Consider the following 19,250-nt stretch of genomic DNA (forward strand, 5'->3'; position numbering starts at 1 on the left):
TTCAAGTTGTATATCTCTAAAAATATTGTCACGAGTTACGTTTCAGGCTTATAAATGTTTTTTCAGATAGGAAAAGTGATAAGTTATGGTTACCGATTACCTAAAAATTAAACTTTTACTTACATTTAGTGTCTAAGAAATTGCAACTAACCTATTTACAAACTAAACATGTTAAACCAACAAAACAAGAACTTAAAATGTTTTTTGCTTAGTCTATTTGTTTTAATCACAGGACTTCTTCAAGCGCAGGATAAAACAACAGTTCCTAACATAGAAAAGGTTTATGTGCATACGGACAGATCCTGTTATACCGTTGGTGAATCGTTATGGTATAAGGCCTATTCTGTTTTGGCTTATAATCACATGCTTTTAGACCAAAGTAAGATTTTGTATGTAGAGTTGATTTCTCCCAATTCAAAAATTATTGCACGACATAAAACACGATTGGAACAAGGAGTAGGTCATGGGGATTTTAAATTAACGGATTCCTTAGGCGTGAAAAAACCGGGCGTTTATCAATTGCGAGCTTATACCAACTGGGATCGAAATTTTGGTGACGATTTTGTTTTTAAAAAGGAGATAGAAATTATTGATGTTTTCAACGATGATTCTAATAAAAGCGAAACCAACAAAAAGCAAAATCAACGAAAGAAGACTAAAGAAGAGACCGAACCAGAAATAAAACAAGCTTTGCAATTTCAGTTTTTTCCTGAAGGAGGAAATTTAGTCGATGGTGTTATAAGTACTGTAGCTTTTAAAGCGTCGGATAATTTTGGAAATCCACAAAAAGTAACGGGAAGAGTTGTCGATTCTAAAGGAGAATTGGTAACATTATTTGCCAGTTTGCATGAGGGTATGGGTAAATTTCAAATTCAGTCGGATTTACAAAGTTCATTAAAGGCTGAAATAACTTCTGAACATGGAAAAACAATCGAAGTACCCCTACCTAAAGTTAGCGAAAGCGGGTTTCTTATAGGAGCCTCAAAAATCAAGGGGAGGGATATTATTTCTATTAAAACCAATGCAAAAACATTTCAGGAGCATCAGGGTGAAACGGTTGCCATAGTGGCCAGAGTTAGGGGGATTTCCTATTTTGAAGGAGAGATACAACTCAACACGCAGCAGGTATCTTTCGAGTTACCGAAAGACCAGATTCCAGAGGGGATTTGCCAGATAACGATTTACGATAAAAATGCCCTTCCACAAAGTGAACGTTTGGTGTATATAGATAAAAGAGACGAAGAAGATTTAGACATTAGCTTAACAACCAATAAGAAGGTTTACAAGCCAGAGGAAAAAGTAGAAATCCAGGTTGTTTCAAAAAACAAGTCGGGTCAACCTTTACCTGCAAGCTTTTCATTAGCGAGTATAGATGAAAGTAGTGTCAACAAAACTTCAAAATACGGAACAAATATTTGTTCTTATTTTTTAATGGAGTCTGATATTAAAGGACAGGTGCGTAATCCGGCATTTTATTTTGATAGGAATAATTCCAAACGACTGGCTTGCTTAGATCTTTTGTTGTTAACACAAGGTTGGCGCGATTTTTTATGGAAGACATTGCCTGAGAATCCTAAATTACCAAAGTATGCCATAGAAACAGGATTTTCTGTAGCTGGAATGGTGAAACAATTACTTGGAAGTAAGCCAAAGCCAAATAATAACATTACGTTGGCTTTACTAAATGAAAAGGAAGGCATGCAGTTGTTTAGTGAGATTTCAGATTCAATGGGTCGTTTCAGTTTTAAAGATGTTGGTTATACCGGAAAAACCACAATGATGGTGAATACCAGAAATGAAAAGGGTAAAGGAAAAGGCGAGTTGTTGCTAGATAGCTTAGAATCTAAACCGATGTCTACAAATTTTAAATATGAAGCTTTTCAGCAAGACCTTGTTGATACGCTTGAATTGGAATCGATTAAAAAGCATGTTTATAACAAATACATAGCCTACGGAGTATCTCCAGAAAATATTTTAGATGAAGTTGAAATCATTGCCCAGAAGAAAGATGAAACCCCTAGTTATTACGGTAATCCGGAATATAAGTATTATGTAGATGAAGATACGCCTCCATATAGTAATATTTATCAACTGATTCAATTTTTGGTGCCGGGTGTTTTGGTAACCAACGATACCATTCGCTTTATGAGATTTAATGGTCCGGCACATATTATTCTCGACGGATTTCCAGTGTTTTCTTCAGCAGACATTAGTTATATTATGCCTGAAAATGTAGATCGGGTAGAAGTGTTTAAAGGGCCCAGCGCTGCTATTTTTGGCCCTGACGGAGGTAATGGAGTTATTTTAATTTATACAAAAATAGGCTCGGTTAATAATCAACCTAAAAAGGAATTTCATTCCATTACTAAAACGGTTGATGGGTATTATGATGCCCGTGTGTTTTATTCTGGTAGTTATGGTGAAGATGCCGAGTTCGATTTGAATAATAATGATGTTATTAGAAATACTCTATACTGGAATCCTTACGTGCATCCTGATGATAAAGGTGTTGTAGCAGTTGAGTATGATAACAGTAAGGTAGAAACTAAAGTAAAAGTGATGCTTGAAGGACTTACTTTATCAGGTATTCCTGTTGTAAGAACTGCAGAATATTCTATTGAAAAGTAAAAACCGTTCATTCCAGCTCTGTGCCGTTCGTCAGAAAAAGGTTTCTTTGTATAAGGGTTTTAGGTTGTTTTGTGGTTATAATATAACACAACGACCATGAAACACATCAAACCAACATTACTTATTTTATTGCTTCTAGGGATTTTTATCTACCCGTATTTAGATAATTTGTCCAGAGCTAAGATAAATAACCCAGAATGGGATTTTTCCCAAAATAAATTTTTAAAAAAAGCAGCAGACCCAAACTGGGAATATATAAAAGACCGACTCACCACAAATGATGGAATGGGGCAGTTTATTAAGAGGTTTCAAACACCAATATTGTTTGCGCTTTATAATGCGTCTAAGGAAGATAGTTTGGCTGTCAATAATACTATAAAGGAACTAAAGGCGTTACTGCCGCATAAAACCATTGATTATTTTAGTAACTACACGGGTGTTTTTATCGATGTTATGTTTACCAGTAAAGATAAAAGCGATCCAGGAGAAAAAATAGGGAATTTTAGGCGTATTGATTTATGGGATGCAGCCATTAGAATGCAATTTAGCTCTGATAACGTTAAGCCTTTTGAAAAACTTGCACCTCTAAAATTAATTAAAACACAGTTAGATTCGACAGCATATATTGAAAGAACTGATTATAGTGATTATGCGAGTTGGGGTAGTTATTTCACTTGGCCAAATATTCGCTTCGCATTTAATGAAACAATAAGTTTTGAGGAGAAAACGAAGTTAATAAAATATGAAATGCTTCGAAGTTTATGCGAAATAAAGGAAAACCCACAGGCTAATACATCTACTGTTCCTGGTGCTGTATTTAATTTTAAGGAGTATTATCCGCAATCTTATGTATTTACATATCAAGATGAATTTTTGTTAAAAAAACTATATGCTCCAGACTTCAACCAACAGTTTGAAGAATATATGTATAGCCATTACAACTGGCGATTTGCCATGCATTATTTAAGTTCAAGCGAACTAAAAACGATATCAGCAATGATTATTGCCGTATTGGTTTTATGTTTGGTAGTCTTTTCTAAAAATTTCTTTGTTAATCCTTATTTTAAAGTAAGTTACCTTAATTCTTTAATACCTGCTTTAATTGTTTTTTCAGGAATTGTTGGATTGCAAGGTTTATACAATCATTTATCCAATCTTGATTTATTGATTTATTCAACTTGGTCTCACTTTTTTAAGTTGATGGTATTTATGGTAATAACCCCAAGTTTGGTTGTTTCATTTTTTATTTGGGGTTTGGAAAAGTTATTTCTTAAAGAAAGTATGAAATTTTATACCATATTATTTTTAAAATCTGGTTTACTGTTTATTGCTATTGTCATTCCGTTTTCTGTTTATTATTATGTTGTATCAAAATATATTACCCACGAAGGTGTAAACGTCATGGTGATAATTAACCCTTTTTTTGCTATTGCTTTAGTAGTGGCTATAGCAAGAGGTGTTTTGTTGTATTTAAAAAGTTATTCCGATAATATTATTAAACAAAAAGATGTAGAATTAAGTGAGCTTAAAGCTTTAAATACTCAGGCCGAGTTAAAATCGCTCCAGTCTCAAATCAATCCGCATTTTTTATACAATGCTTTAAACTCTATTGCCGAGTTATCGCATACCGATGCCAATAAAACAGAGCGAATGGCCTTGTCGTTATCCGATTTATTTCGCTATTCTATAAACCGACAAGGAAAACAAATGAGCACTGTAAAAGACGAGGTTGAAATGGTGCAGACCTATCTCGAAATTGAACAAATTCGGTTTGGAGATCGTTTGGAGTTTACCATTGAAATAGATGAAAATTTAGAGAACGAAGCATTACCTATGTTTTTATTGCAACCATTGGTAGAAAATGCAGTAAAACACGGTATTTCTAAACTGGAAACCAAAGGTTTTATAAAGTTAGTGATAACTAAAACTGAAAAGGGTTTAGCGATTGCGGTATACGATAACGGACCAGATTTTCCTGAAGGTTTAGTTAGTGGGCATGGCTTACAATCGGTATTCGATTTGTTGCGTTTAAGTTATAAATCGAACGCTAAATTAAATTGGCAAAATCAACCCGAAAAGAAAATAGAAATTGTTATTGATTATAATTCATTAAGACCTTATGAGCGCTAAGTATACAACTATAATTATTGACGACGAACAATCTGCTCGCGACCGTTTAGAGCGTTTGTTGGGGGTATATCCTGAAACGTTTCAAATTATAGGTATTGCCAAAAACGGAACTGAAGCTAAAGAGCTAATTAATACACTAAACCCGGATCTTATTTTTTTAGATGTTGAAATGCCTGGTCTAAACGGTTTTGAGGTGTTACAGTCTATAGAGGTTATTCCTATAGTTATATTTTGTACAGCATACGACCAATACTCTTTGCAGGCTTTCGAGACCAATAGTCTGGATTATTTAGTAAAGCCAGTACGTAAAGAACGATTAGAAACCACTATTAAAAAGCTTAAGCTGTTCGATAGGAGTTCAAACGAAAATATTTTAAATACAATTAGAAAGCTATCTGTTTTAAAAACCGATTCTAAAATGACTTCTATAACCATAAAAAAAGGAGATAAAATTGTTTTTATAAAACTGGAAGAAGTACTCTATTTTGAGGCTGAAGAAAAGTATGTTACGGTATATACTCCAAATGAAAAACATTTGAGTGAACAATCACTACTCAGCCTTGAACAAAAGTTGCCAAAGGAATTTTTAAGGGTTCACAGAAGTATTATTGTTAATACAAATCACGTAAAGGAGGTTCAAAAGTATTTTAGTAACAGATTCATTATTTCACTAAATAATAATTCTAAAACATCCATAACAACAGGACGAACGTATAATGAAATAATAAAAAAATGGATGGGTATTTAAAAAGTAAAGCCTGAATAAATAGCAGGCTTTGTTTTTGTATGAATTAATAATTTTAAGTAAAAAGTTTGGTTAATAAACCCTTCTTTTTGGCCTGTGAACCATTTTTCGTTCTATATTTTCTGAATTCAATAAGCTGTTTGTCTATTTTTTTTTCTAGACTTTCTAAAGACATCTTGTTTTTCATAGGTGGTAAATTTGGGTTTTTGCCTTGTAAATATAAACATATTAATGAAATAGGAAAAATTTAACAGAATACATAAAAACATAGGAGTATTTATGTTAAATAACACTTTGAAGTCAGGCTTGGACTCGTTATATTTGAATTACCCTAATCTTAAAACCTACAACCTATGCCTAAACCAGTCGATTTAGATGCGTTAATACATGATATTGACGTAGAGTGTGGATTTATCTTCGATTCTGATGGCGTTCTAGAGGAATCCATGTATTTAGATTTAGCCGAAAATTTTGCTGCAATGTCAAGTATGATTACCACGATGTCCAGAGAAATTGCTGAAGACTTCGACCTGGGTGAATTAGACAATATTATTCTCAATACCAAATCCGGATTGTTTGTTGTAAAGAAGATAGAGGCAGATAGGTATTTAGGGGTCGTTACATACGATGCAAGTAAACTTGCCCTTATTCATAGAAGATTACAAAGTCTATTTGCAGAAACCGAGGTCTAAAAACCTCTCCCCAATAAAAACCCAAAATAATTATAAACTTAACCATTAAAAATTATGGCAGATTTTTTGAACACATTCGTAAATGATTTAAAAAGCAATTTAAGCGGATTCGTTGCTGTTGCAGTAACCGAAGTAAAGACAGGAATGTCTTATATTTCTAATACTTTAGATCCAAGTTTCGATCCAGAATTAGCTTCAGCTTATAACTTAGAAGTTGTAAAAGCAAAGTTAAATGCTATCCGAGCTTTAAAGTTAAATGAGAAAATCGACGATATTCTAATTACACTAAACTCTCAAATTCATATTATCAATTTAGCTGAAAACGGAGAGTACTTTGTGTATTTGGCTGTAGATTCTAGCAAAGCAAACTTAGGTATGGCGCGAGCTACCTTAAGGAAATATACTGCTGATATTGCTTCTAAACTATAGAAAATTAGTATCTTTGCACCAAATAAAGCTGTATTTAATACAGCTTTATTTGTTTTTAGGATATTAATTTTTGAAGCATATGCCCAAAATTGGCGATATAGTTTTACCGGAATTTCCATTGCTTTTAGCACCAATGGAAGATGTGAGTGATCCACCATTTCGTGCCCTGTGTAAAGAACAAGGTGCCGATGTGGTGTATACGGAGTTTGTGTCGAGTGAAGGTTTAATTCGTAACGCTGCCAAAAGTGTTATGAAGCTGGATATCTATGAAAAGGAGCGCCCTGTAGGCATTCAGATTTTCGGAGCCAATATGGACAGTATGCTGCAAACCATAGATATCGTTGCCGAGTCGAAACCAGATTTTATCGATATTAACTTTGGTTGTCCGGTAAAAAAAGTAGTAAGTAAAGGAGCAGGAGCAGGAATCTTAAAAGATGTATGCTTGATGGAGCAACTTACTGCCGAAATGGTAAAACGTACCAGTATTCCCATTACCGTAAAAACCCGTTTAGGTTGGGATCATGAGTCTATACGTATCGTTGAGGTTGCCGAACGTTTACAGGATGTAGGCTGTCAGGCGATTGCTATTCACGGTCGTACAAGAGCTCAAATGTATAAAGGCAATGCCGACTGGAAACCTATTGCACAAGTAAAAAATAACCCAAGAATGCATATTCCTGTTTTTGGAAACGGCGATGTTGATACGCCCGAAAAAGCTGTGGAAATGCGCGATAGTTATGGGTTGGACGGAGCCATGATTGGTCGTGCCAGTATTGGTAATCCTTGGTTTTTTAAACAAGTAAAACACTTCTTTAAAACTGGTGAGCATTTAGGACCCATTTCAATCGAAGAGCGAGTAGAAGCTGCTCGCAGACACCTGCAAATGTCTATCGACTGGAAAGGAGAAGTGCTTGGTGTTTTCGAAACGCGCCGTCATTACACCAATTATTTTAAAGGTATTCCGCATTTTAAAGATTATCGTACTAAAATGGTAACCAGCGACGACCCGAAAGATGTGTTCGCTGCCTTCGATGAGGTTTTAGAAAACTTTTCGGATTACCAGTTCTCAAGTTAATTTTTAGAGCAAATGGCAAGCCACCGCGCTATCCGCTGTAGTTTTGTAAAATCATAGATTAAATTTCACAAAAGCTGTCGCTGCTATCGCTTTTGCAGGAGTTTAGAATTTTAAAGCAAAACTTGCCAATACCGCTTTATGGTCAGTAGGCCAGATGTTAAGTGGTTCTATAAATACGTCGTCGGTAGATTCTAAAACACGTTTATTTTTAGAAACATCACCTTTAGGACCAAGAATTTTTGCATCTATAAGTTGTAGTCGTTCATCGGGATAGTAAAAGATAAAATCAATACGATCTCTATCATTGGCTTCGGGGCTCCAGGCAAGTTTATTAATAGGCACTAAAGGATTATCTGCCGGATAGGTGAATCCCGGATGTGTTACAGGATTAGGATAAACTTCGCGGTAAGCATCTTTAAAACCATGTTTTTCGACTTCGGCGGTATTTCTCCAGTTGATTACTACGCCATTGTGATCGTGAAGGTTTTTGTTAGCTTCAATCCAGTCTAAATGAGAAGGCTCGTTATTATCGCCGCCATAAACAATAAGACGACCGCGTTCGATTTCTTTTTCCGCGTCAGCGATAAAAGTATCTATAGCCTCATCACGCATCGATTCTAAGTTGTTTTTTTGAATCTGCTCAACATCCGTAACAATACTGTCCAGCTTTTTCCAAGTCGACCCATCGTAACCACGAGGCAAATACAATGCACAGTTTAAATAATCTAGATGTCCGCTATAGAAAGCGACTTCAACACCAAGAATATTAATGATGGCTTTGGTAATTGAACCGTGGTCGTTTTTAACAGGATATAGGGCGGTTTGCTCAATAATTGGATATTTAGAAAGTAATCCGGTATCTTGACTTGGTTGCGCGTAATATGTGTGTCCTTTGGCTTTTAAAGCTTCAACAATATGATTGCTGAAATCAACGCCATTATAGTTTCTAACTTCACTAAAGGCAATTAAATCGGCGTCGGTTCTTATAATTTCATCTACAACAGCGTCAAATCCATTTTTAACAACGGTACCTTCTTGCCAGATATTAAATTGAAGGACTTTTAGCTTGATAATTTTTTCATTTTTGCAATTTAAAAAAGTAAAGCAGAGAGACATGAAACCTATAAAAAGACCTAACTTTCTATGGGTTTTTAGTTTATGATTAAACATATTTTCGTGGTTTAGTTGGTTTTTACTAAAGATTCGGTAATGCGCGCAGAGGCAATTTTTGAAGCTATAACGCCAAGAACCGATATTGTTAGGAAGGCAACAAAAAAGTTTTCCCATTTAATGGCTACCGGATAAGGTAACGATGGTGTAATCATTAGTAAGGCATAACGTTGCTGAAGAATCACAACAATAACACTAATGATAAGTCCAAGAAGACCACCGACAATACTCATTAAACTGCCCTGATAAAAGAAAATCCTACGGATGTCTTTAACGGTTGCTCCAATATTAAATAGGGTGTTTAAACTTTGTTTTTTGTCTAGCATCATCATAATTAACGAACCTACAATATTGAAAAACGCAATAATTAAAACTAAGGTAAATATGAGATAAACAGCAAGATTTTCGGTATTCAGCATTTTGTAAAGAGCGTCGTTTAGCTGCTCACGGTTTTTAATAAGCACCTTATCGCCTAAAATAAAACTGATTTCTTGTTTTACAGATTCGATATCAGCACTTGGTTTCAATTTGAATTCGATAGCTGTAATTTGATTCGGTTTATAGTTTAACAGGTTTTGCGCTAAATCGATAGGAGCAAAAATGTAATTATCGTTTAAATCTTCATTAATATAAAAGATACCAACATTATTTGCTGTTACCGTATTAAATGCATTTTTAGTAGATGTTATCTGGCCTTTCCCTGGTTTAGGTACATAAATGTTTAAGGGTTTGGTGTAGTCTAAAAGCCCCAAAGAAAGGGTGTTTGATAGTCCCCAGCCTACAACAATTTCTCTGGTATTCTGATCGAGCCAACTTCCGGTATCTAAAATAGAATCTACAGAGACAATTTGTTCAAAATTTTGATCGACACCCTTAATGGTTGCTATGGTGTTTTTATTGTTAGAGGAAATGATAACACGTTCTTCAACAATTTTAGAGTATGAAGCTATGCTATTAAGGGTATCTAATTGAGCTACTTCAGCATTTGAAAGTTCAAAAGATTTTCCGTAACTAGTTTCAGCTTTTAAATCCGGATCGACAATGCTAGAAAACTGAAGTGTAAAATCTTTAAGTCCGGCAAAACCTGAGAGCACAATAAATAGAGAAGCGGCGCCCAAAATAACACCGACAATAGCAATAATAGTTATAAAATTAATAGCATTGTTGCTGCTTTTAGAGCGTAAGTAACGTTTAGCTATATATAACGGAAAACTCAATTATGATTTTTTTCTTTTATCTAAAATACTAGGGTCTTTAATAGGGTTGTCTTCGCCTTTTAACGAACGATCAATTTTTTCGATGTATTCTAACGAGTCGTCAATAAAGAATTCCAGATTAGGCATACGTCTTAACTGGTTTTTGGTTCGTTGTGCCAATTCGTGACGAATTAAAGGGGTGTTTGATTTAATACCTTCTAATAATTCTTTGCCTTTAGCATTCGGGAAAATGCTTAAATATACTTTCGCAACACTTAAATCTACTGTTACTTTAACCTTAGATACCGATATAATAACGCCCTGCATACCACCTTGAGTAGCTGCTCCCTGTAATACTTCAACTAAATCGCGTTGTAAAACCGATCCTATTTTCTTCTGTCTTTGACTTTCCTCTACGTTGCTCATGTTTATACCTTTTAAAGGTTACTCACTAAGTGAGATTTAAATATACCGAGATTTATCTCGAAATTAAAATTTATATTTACCAAAGTCTTCATTTTAAGCACTAAGGTTGTTTATCGTGCAAAAATACAGGATATTTAAAGATAATCTTACTTTTGATTTACAAATTTTGTATCTTAAATTAAAGTCATGCTATGAATAAAGTTGAACATATTGGAATAGCTGTTAAAAGCCTTGAGAATTCTAACGAATTATTTGAGAAGCTACTTGGAGTACCAAGTTATAAAACCGAAGAAGTAGAGAGTGAAGGTGTGAAAACATCGTTTTTTAAAGTCGGCGATAATAAAATTGAACTATTAGAAGCGACAAAAGCTGATAGTCCGATCGCAAAATTCATTGAGAAAAAGGGAGAAGGAGTGCATCATATCGCCTTTGATGTCGAGGATATAGAAAAAGAAATAAAAAGATTAAAAGCAGAAGGATTCAAGGTTTTAAACGATGTGCCAAAGAAAGGTGCTGATAATAAGTTAGTTGTTTTTATGCATCCAAAATCAACCAACGGTGTTTTAATAGAACTTTGTCAGGAAATTAATTTTAAAGAATAATTTTCTTGTGGGGTTATAAAAATAGTCTTAAATTCGCAGCCGATTTCGGTCCTATAACTCAGTTGGTTAGAGTATCTGACTCATAATCAGAAAGTCCCTGGTTCGAGCCCAGGTGGGACCACGATTTTAAATCGTAAAGCCTTGTAAACGTTGAGTTTACGAGGCTTTTTATTTTTAAGGGGGCAACATTAGGGGCAACGCAGGTTGGCTGTGTTTTATGTTGCTGTAAATCAATGGTTTACTTTGTTAAATGTGAGTAAATTAAGTGAAATTAGCAATAATTTGCCTATAATTTTTATTTAAACCATTACTCTCTAATTCCTACATGAGCTAAGTAAATTTAAAATATAGCTCAAAATCTAACAGGTTTTGGGTTATAAATTATTTTCGTTAGATTCTTTATAAAATTTAAAGCTAGGGGTTTTTATTAATTTCAAATTTTCTGATATGTTTTCTGTTGTATGGATATTCCAAAATCCATTTGGATCATTATTAGAGTGAGCAATTTTAATGGCTTTTTTTCTTATATCAATACGTTTATTAGGTGTTAAATCATAAAAAATATTTCCAATAATTTCCATTTCTGTTCCATAACATAAAAAACCACCAGTTCCCTGCAATACTGCATGATATGCTTCTGGGAAATATATTTGTGATGAAACTACCCCATAAACTTCAATTAAAAGTTGATTTTCATTTGCTACAAATCTGTCTTTTTTAAAACTTTTTAAAGCGTCACTAACAGAATAATGTCCTACTTCTTTTAACCTTATTATATCTCCTGTATAAATTTTAGCATCATTATCGTCAATGAATCCGGTGTCTTTACCGGCATATAACCCTTTTATCATGAATAAATCTGAACGCATAAAATTACCATAAACAGAATTTATAAAATTATTTTTAAGATCTAAACCTTTATATTTAGGATTGTCAGAAATTACATATAGGTCCTTTTTATAAAAGAAATAATACCCGAATTTGGCATAATCAAACTCATTTAATGGGTTGATATATCTTATGTCTTTTCTTATAAAGTATTTGTTTTGATATTTTTCAATTCTATTTAAATACCTATTATTTAAAAAATATAAATTGGATGATACAGACAAAGTAAATTCCTCTCTATTCCCATTATAGTGACATTCTTCACATAAAAATGAGTTAAAATTTGTTATTGAGCCACATTGTTTGCAAGTTTTTCTCAGGGTAGATTCAATATTTTTAATAAAATTGACATGATTAGAATTTAATTCATCGTTTGACAGTCTTTTTCCTGATTTTTTAATCCAAAAACGTAAATAAGAATTAAGATGATCCTCAATCTCCATGCCCAAATGGCAATCAAATTTTGAACTTAGCTCTTTCTCGAAGTATAAGAGCTTTTCCATATAGCCAGGATATTCATCCTTTATATAAACAAAATCTTCATTATTTCTTAAATGATTATCGGAAAGTTTTGAATAGTGATCTAATGAATATTTTCTGTCTTCATCAATTTCTTTGAATATATTAAGTATGTCCGGGTCCTGAGTTTTAATTAGAACAAGTACAAAAGATTCAGGAAGATAAACATTGCTTAAGTTTAATGCCTTTGCAAATAGTGGTGCAATTTCCTCATCTTTAAATCCAGCAATGCCACAGCCAATTCGAGTAACATAATAATTTCTATCATTATTTTTTTTTGCAAAATCTATAAATTCGTTAACAAATGGTATAACTGCGTTTATGTCAGAAAAAATTGTAGGTATCGCATAACACTTTCCTTGCAAACCTGATCCTTGTCCATATATAGCTCCAAATTTATTTAAGGCCAATTTAGCATCACCTACATCATGATGACCTTCTATATTACCTCCAAAAACAAATATGTCATTAAAAGACAATGAATCAATTTTTGTTGGAGTGAACTTTTGAATATTATTACTATTGCTTAAACTTTTAAGATAATCATATTGAAATAAATTAGAATTAAAGATTTTATCATTATCAATATGATTTTCAAGATCTGATTTATTAGTCTGATTTTCTATTTTGTTAATTTTAAAAATATCCCAAAAACGCATTTTATTAGTCTGTTTTTTGATAATTCCAAACAATTTCTAACCACTATTCTTATTAAATAGTATTATATTAATGCAGGTTACTTGCTTTAAATTAATTTATTGAACTGTTAATAAATTTAAAGTATTTAATTGTGATGTACAATAATTTATTTCGCTGGAAGTGTATTTAAAATATGGTTTATGTTAAGCAAAAATAGAATTAAATGAAGGTACTATTTATGGCTGAAAATAGTATGTAAACATCATTTTGGATTATTTAATCAAACTTCTGCTCAAACAAGAACATTTCTATGGATTCTGCCTGTAATTGGTATTTTTCAGCAAGACTATGGAGCATTGCGTTGTACTTGACATAATCCGGATATTTGTTTGATGGGCTAATTGTCACAATATCAAAAACTTCTTTTGGGGAGGTTAGTTGTACTAAAGCTGAAGCAACTCGAATATCATATATTAGTGCATAATGTATATGATTAGCTCCTCTGGTGGCGAAATATAATATTTTGGTAATGTAGCTTACCCCTAAGCCTTTTATCTTCTTAAGGGTGTTAAATGCTTTTTTTAAATCGTTTTGTTTTACAGCATCTATGGCCTCTTTAATAGCTTTGAGATTGGCTTCTGAGGATATATAGTTATTTGTTCTATGGGTGCCATAGCCGGTATCTGCAAACCCCCATACCATAGTTAATAAAAATGCTCGTAAATAGTCTCTCGAATTATTATAGTATTGGTTGTATGATTTGATTACATCTTCTCGGGTGATGTCTTTGTTTTCAAAATCCTGTATTAAATGTTTAACCTCAGGGTTTAATTTTGACCATGTTTTAGTCCTATATGTGAATTTTGAATCTTGAATTGTGTTTATATTAGATATTTTTAATCTATATGGCTTTAAATCAATCATTTTAAAATATTGTTGACAATTATATTAGAATTTAATCAGGGGATAGCTCTTTTTGAAAATATATGTGCTTTGTTTGATTTATTACAACTAATTAAGAAAAAAGCTATTGCTGTTAATATCAATTAATACATATTTATTAATAAAAAATTTATTGTGATAAATCAGTAAAATATGGTTTAATTTAACGTATTAAACTACATATTTGCATTTGAAAGACGTTTCATGGTATCAAAAAATGCCTGGTAGAATGTTTCATCCTTGGCGTATAAGCGATATAGGTCCAATTCTTGTTTTCGCTGTTTCGACATTACATCATCCAGTATTTTTTTAAAAGCCAAATCCTTGTTCTGGGCATCATTATTTTGTGCAACTTTAGTTTGAAAATCGGGATGTGCCTGAATAGATTTCGTTAAGCTTATAAACTTTACTCGCTGGTCATCTGGTGTGGCATCCCATCCTTGAAACCAGCGCTCATTAAAACTGCTGATAATTAAATCTAACGGATCTCTTTCCTCATCACTTCCATGTGCTCCTCTAGGATTTGGATTTTGCGGATCAACAATACTATCGGAATCATCAAGTCCTATAGCTTCATTTAAGCGCACGCGCTCTATACCATAGGTTGAAAGATCAATTGATCCTAATAATTCATCTAAAGCGTCAATTTCGGGGTTTTGAATAGGTAATTTAGGTATCAAGAACTTTAAAAACCAGAATAACTTTTCCCAGTTTAAAACCTCAAACGGTAAAATGGAAGCCATTTGGCCATAAATTTTCACAAACTGCTTTGCTTTTATTTTAAAGTCGGCTTTTTCATCGTCTTCTAAATCTAAATCATTTATGAAGCGTTCAGATGCACGTTCTATGATGGGACTTAAAACCTGCGCGTCTTCTTTATTAAAAAACTTACTGTTAAAGTCTTCAACTTCATGCCATTCATAAACCCCTACATCATCTAAAATATCTTTTAATTCGTGTAAAACATTAACATCAGTTGCCTCACTTAAAGTAGTTGACGTATAAAAGGGATCGAAGGAATCTTTGATATCATCTGTGGAATTAAAGAAATCCAGAACAAACAAATCTTCTGTTTTCTTGCCATATTTTGCAGCAGCTCTGTTCAATCTTGATAATGCCTGAACGGCTAAAACGCCCTGAAGTTTTTTATCGACATACATAGCACATAGTTTCGGTTGATCAAAACCAGTTAAATACTTATTGGCAACAACTAAAATTCTGTATTCATCTTCATCAAATTTATCTTTTGTGTCCTTTTCTGAAAACCCATTCATATCTGATTCAGTGTATTCTATGCCATCAACTTGTTTCGTGCCAGAGAATGCAATAACAATTTTAAATGGTTGCCCCTTGTCTTTTAAAATACGTTGTAGGGCTTTATAATATCTTATAGCAGATTCAATACTCTGAGTCACTACCATACCTTTAGCCTTGCCCTTTAGTTTTTTTCTATTGACAACATTAGGAATAAAATGGTCTAATATAATTTCAGCCTTCGTATTGATTGTTCTCTGATCTTTTTCAACATAAACCCTTAGCTTCTTTTGAGCTTTAACGGAGTCAAACAAAGGGTTGTCTTCAATTGATTTTTCAATTTCATAGTAACTTTTAAGTGTGGTGTAGTTACTAAGTACATCCATAATAAAGCCTTCTTCTATGGCTTGTTTCATGGAATACAGATGAAATGGTCTAAAACTTCCATCTTCCTGTTTAACTCCAAATTTTTCAAGAGTGATCGGTTTCGGTGTTGCTGTGAAGGCTAGGTAAGAGGCATTATCTCTTATTTTACGAGACTTCATGGCTTGCACAATTTTATCTTGAGTATCTATATCCTCGTCTTCTGATTCACTTCCCATGGCACGGTTCATACTATCGTGAGCAGAACCACTTTGACTACTGTGGGCCTCATCAATAATGACAGCAAAACGTTTATTACTTAAATCCTGAATACCATCAATGATAAAAGGGAATTTTTGGATGGTTGTAATAATGATTTTTTTACCCTGTTCTAAATTTTCTCTTAGTTCTTTAGACGAATAAGCAGGGGCAATGATGTTTTTAACTTCTGAAAAATCAGCGATGTTTTCTCTAATCTGTTTGTCAAGTAATCTACGATCAGTCACTACAATAACAGAATCGAATAAAGGCCTATCCAGGCCTTTACTACCGGGTAAATTTTCACTATTTGGATAAGTTTCAATAAGCTGATACGCTGCCCAGGTAATGGAATTAGATTTTCCAGAACCTGCGGAATGCTGAATTAAATAGGTTTGTCCGACACCTTTTTCACTTGCATCAGCAATAATTTTACGAACGACATCCATTTGATGGTATCGTGGAAAGAAAAGTGTTCTGGAATTCAGCGGATCTTTCTTTTTACCATCCAGTCTTACAAAATGCTGAATGATGTTTGCTAAACTTTCTTTAGTGAAGACTTCTTCCCATAAATATTGAGTTCTATGGCCAATGGTGCCTTCAGGAATTTCAGGATTCCCTTTACCGTGTTTATTGCCTTTATTAAATGGTAAAAAATAAGTGTTTTTACCATCTAATTTCGTCGTCATATAGGCTTCATCGGTATCGACAGTAAAATGTACAATACAGCGAGCAAAATTTAACAAGACCTGTTTATTATCACGTTCTGTTTTATATTGGTTTTGCCCATGTACCCTTGCATTTTGCCCAGTCCATGCATTTTTTAGCTCCATAGTAACAATAGGCAGACCGTTTATGAATAATACTAAATCAATTTCTTCTCTGGGATTGTCAATACTATAGCGTAACTGTCTGGTAATGCTAAACAGGTTGCTTTTAAAGTTATCTACGACCTTTTGGCTGCTGCTAGCCATTGGAGATTGATAAAACAGGGTGAATTGCGCATCATCAACTTCCAATCCTTTACGAAGTAGATGTAATACCCCATATTTTTTTATCATACGATCAAAGCGATTTAGAATTTTTAACTTCCAGTCGCTTTGCTTTTGTATTTTTTCTAATTCTTCTTTTTGTGTTGTTTCTAAAAATTGCCAAAAAAATTGTTCGTCAATAGCAAACTGAGCATTAAAATTGGAAGGTTGTCCAATGAAATAACCTTTACCCGATCCATAAACTTCTGCGTTTTCATTTACAGCATTTATTGAAATATCTTGAGTTTTTATTTCTTCAAGACTGGTTCCTGTTAATTGTTTTTCTATTGCTGCTTCTAATGCTTGTTCGTTAGTTTGGCTATGCATGCTTATAAAAACTTTCAATTTTAGTAATCATTTCATTTTTGTGTTTCTCAATAGAGGTGGAATTCCATAAAGATAAATCTTTAAAAATGTAATACGATTTTAAAGAATCGTATGTTTCTGATTTTTCGTTAAACATAGATTTTTTAACATTTACCGATTTATTGCTGTATTCGCTATTTTGTGCGACACTCAGAAGCACTAAATTCCCAAAGGAATCCAAATGTTCTTTATCTAGTTCAGGGTGTTGAATTCTATTTTCAGGATTTTGAGGATAAATATGCTCTACAGAATTCTTTGAGGTGATTCTAAACTTATTGAATTTATCATCTTTTTCAAATTGCCATTGTTTCCAAAGGATGTATTCTAACTTTTGAAACCAATAATGCTTGAAACTTGTTCCATGATTTCCTGATTTTAAATAATTTTCAAAAGAAAATTCTTCACTTACGTTAACCGCATTAATATGCGACCAAGAAATGTCTTTATCATTTATTGTGGTGTTTAATGAAAACGAATTGTCGATTTTCTCTAGTTTGTTTAATAGAAATTCATCCGTAGCTTTAAGATTATTGTGGTTATCAACCAAAAAACCTAAGTAAGACGTTAACCAATATTGCCTTAAATAATCTCCTGTAAAATACAAAACACTTTGTAGCATCATAGAAGGCGATTTTTCATATTTAGTTCTACTATAATAGCTTTCTTCGTTTCGGTTAAAATTTACTAGCTCTAATGTTTCGGTTTTATTGTCTAAATCTGTTATCCACTTCACTATATACTTATCAAATAAGTAGCGTACTTTCCATAGTAATTTAAAAAACCGTTTTATTTCATCACTATTGTTTTTATTGGTTAAATTTTTGAATATTTCAATTAATCGATTCGAATGAAAGGTGCCTTCAAAATCATCTTTGCCTTCTTGTTTTAAATGGATTCTATACGTATGTAAAAGCAATTGGGGAAAATTAATAATAGACCTGCAATATATTTCTTCCGATTTCTTTCTGTCTTTTTCAGTTTCAACTTGTTTAGAAGGGAATTGATATTCACTAATTTCATCCGTGGTAAGAACATCTATTGAGAAAAGTTCATTATTTTCATCATGTTCCTCATCATTTTGATACTTGAAGATATTTTCATTAAAGTCTATAAAATTTTCTAGTTTTACTGCCTTCCAATCTGTTTTTAGGAAGGAAACACGAGCATTTCTTTCAAAAAAATTACTCATGTTTTCACAGGTTTCCCAAATTCTGCTATAAAGCACTTTGTTATCAATGCATTTTAACAAATTTGCTTTAACGATATCACTTTGTTCCAACTGGATTCCCGCGCTATTAATGGTTGAAAACAACTTGTTTAAATCGGTATTTTCTGGTGTTGTGTTTTTAATTAACTTAACGTTGTAATAAATAAAATCACCGAATTTTTTTAACTCTGCATTAGTAAACTTAAGTTGTTCTAAATAGCTTTTAACAAAAACAATAGCATTTGCTATGTTTTTTAAATATGGGTAACTAACAATTAAATTTTCATCGTATTTTTTAGAATCGAGATTAGCGTCTAATAAATGTTCTAAATAATCACTTACTTCTTTTCTAATTTCAAAACCCAATCGTAGTTTATCATCCTTTTTTAGAAAATGTATGATTGTGGAATTAGAGTTAAGTTTATGCATTACAAATGCAATAATCCAGAGCGTAGTGAAACGCTGTTGACCATCAATTAATTCGGCGTGCGTTCCATTTTCTTTGGTTAGAAAAGTACTTACATAGTAAGATTCATTGTTTGTGTTACGAAATGATACCAAAAAATCATCTAGCAGCTTTTTAATTTGTTCGTTCCCCCAAACATAAGGTCTTTGATATGTTGGAATAGAAAAATCATATGCATCAAGTGAAGCTAGACTTACGATATCTGTATTGAATTTGTTTTCCAT

Annotated in this window: 14 protein-coding genes and 1 tRNA gene; 8 read left to right on the top strand and 7 right to left on the bottom strand. The window is 33.0% G+C overall.

Annotated elements, in window-relative coordinates; translation table 11 throughout:
* Positions 1-168 precede the first annotated feature (168 nt).
* From R1X58_RS06240 to dusB, 6 genes are all read left to right on the top strand, one after another.
* Positions 169-2,628 carry a TonB-dependent receptor plug domain-containing protein gene (locus R1X58_RS06240; protein ID WP_317293012.1) on the top strand — a complete coding sequence of 820 codons (2,460 nt, stop codon included), beginning with the start codon at positions 169-171 and terminating at the stop codon, positions 2,626-2,628.
* A 96-nt stretch (positions 2,629-2,724) separates the two neighbouring features.
* A complete protein-coding gene (locus R1X58_RS06245) occupies positions 2,725-4,758 on the top strand; it encodes a sensor histidine kinase (protein WP_240572496.1) in 2,034 nt (677 codons plus the stop codon).
* Complete coding sequence (locus R1X58_RS06250; protein WP_240572497.1) at positions 4,748-5,506, top strand: LytR/AlgR family response regulator transcription factor; 759 nt, start codon at positions 4,748-4,750, stop codon at positions 5,504-5,506. Before R1X58_RS06245 ends, R1X58_RS06250 begins: the two co-directional genes overlap by 11 nt.
* A gap of 350 nt (positions 5,507-5,856) precedes the next feature.
* Complete coding sequence (locus R1X58_RS06255) at positions 5,857-6,195, top strand: roadblock/LC7 domain-containing protein (protein ID WP_240572498.1); 339 nt, start codon at positions 5,857-5,859, stop codon at positions 6,193-6,195.
* A 54-nt stretch (positions 6,196-6,249) separates the two neighbouring features.
* Positions 6,250-6,624, top strand: a complete 375-nt coding sequence (locus R1X58_RS06260) for a hypothetical protein (RefSeq protein WP_240572499.1) — start codon at positions 6,250-6,252, stop codon at positions 6,622-6,624.
* Positions 6,625-6,703: 79 nt separating this feature from the next.
* Positions 6,704-7,699, top strand: coding sequence for a tRNA dihydrouridine synthase DusB (gene dusB, locus R1X58_RS06265; protein WP_240572500.1), 996 nt, complete (start codon positions 6,704-6,706; stop codon positions 7,697-7,699).
* A 102-nt stretch (positions 7,700-7,801) separates the two neighbouring features.
* On the opposite strand, the gene R1X58_RS06270 is transcribed toward dusB, so the two are convergent.
* Genes R1X58_RS06270 through rbfA form a run of 3 tightly spaced genes read right to left on the bottom strand, consistent with a single transcriptional unit; the run spans position 7,802 to position 10,491 of the window.
* Positions 7,802-8,869 carry an endonuclease/exonuclease/phosphatase family protein gene (locus R1X58_RS06270; protein ID WP_240572501.1) on the bottom strand — a complete coding sequence of 356 codons (1,068 nt, stop codon included), beginning with the start codon at positions 8,867-8,869 and terminating at the stop codon, positions 7,802-7,804.
* 11 nt (positions 8,870-8,880) lie between these two features.
* Positions 8,881-10,086 (bottom strand): ABC transporter permease, encoded by a 1,206-nt coding sequence (locus R1X58_RS06275; protein WP_240572502.1) that lies wholly within the window; start codon positions 10,084-10,086, stop codon positions 8,881-8,883.
* Positions 10,087-10,491: a 30S ribosome-binding factor RbfA gene (rbfA, locus tag R1X58_RS06280; RefSeq protein ID WP_240572503.1), complete on the bottom strand. Its 405-nt coding sequence runs from the start codon at positions 10,489-10,491 to the stop codon at positions 10,087-10,089.
* Between the two features lie 191 nt (positions 10,492-10,682).
* Here rbfA and mce point away from each other — a divergent pair, with 191 nt between their 5' ends.
* Positions 10,683-11,093 (top strand): methylmalonyl-CoA epimerase, encoded by a 411-nt coding sequence (mce, locus tag R1X58_RS06285; protein ID WP_240572504.1) that lies wholly within the window; start codon positions 10,683-10,685, stop codon positions 11,091-11,093.
* A gap of 47 nt (positions 11,094-11,140) precedes the next feature.
* Positions 11,141-11,214: transfer RNA gene (locus tag R1X58_RS06290), tRNA-Ile, on the top strand.
* Between the two features lie 253 nt (positions 11,215-11,467).
* Here R1X58_RS06290 and R1X58_RS06295 read toward each other — a convergent pair.
* The 4 genes from R1X58_RS06295 to R1X58_RS06310 all read right to left on the bottom strand — a co-directional run bounded on the left by R1X58_RS06295 (position 11,468) and on the right by R1X58_RS06310 (position 19,250).
* Positions 11,468-13,159, bottom strand: a complete 1,692-nt coding sequence (locus tag R1X58_RS06295; RefSeq protein ID WP_240572505.1) for an A1S_2505 family phage non-structural protein — start codon at positions 13,157-13,159, stop codon at positions 11,468-11,470.
* Positions 13,160-13,415: 256 nt separating this feature from the next.
* The gene (locus R1X58_RS06300) at positions 13,416-14,063 is read right to left on the bottom strand and encodes an 8-oxoguanine DNA glycosylase OGG fold protein (RefSeq protein WP_240572506.1); all 648 of its coding nucleotides are present in this window, start codon (positions 14,061-14,063) and stop codon (positions 13,416-13,418) included.
* Between the two features lie 194 nt (positions 14,064-14,257).
* A complete protein-coding gene (locus R1X58_RS06305; RefSeq protein ID WP_240572507.1) occupies positions 14,258-17,314 on the bottom strand; it encodes a type I restriction endonuclease subunit R in 3,057 nt (1,018 codons plus the stop codon).
* Positions 17,307-19,250, bottom strand: a complete 1,944-nt coding sequence (locus R1X58_RS06310) for a DUF262 domain-containing protein (protein ID WP_240572508.1) — start codon at positions 19,248-19,250, stop codon at positions 17,307-17,309. Before R1X58_RS06310 ends, R1X58_RS06305 begins: the two co-directional genes overlap by 8 nt.

Source organism: Aestuariibaculum lutulentum (genome assembly GCF_032926325.1).
Classification (GTDB): domain Bacteria; phylum Bacteroidota; class Bacteroidia; order Flavobacteriales; family Flavobacteriaceae; genus Aestuariibaculum; species Aestuariibaculum lutulentum.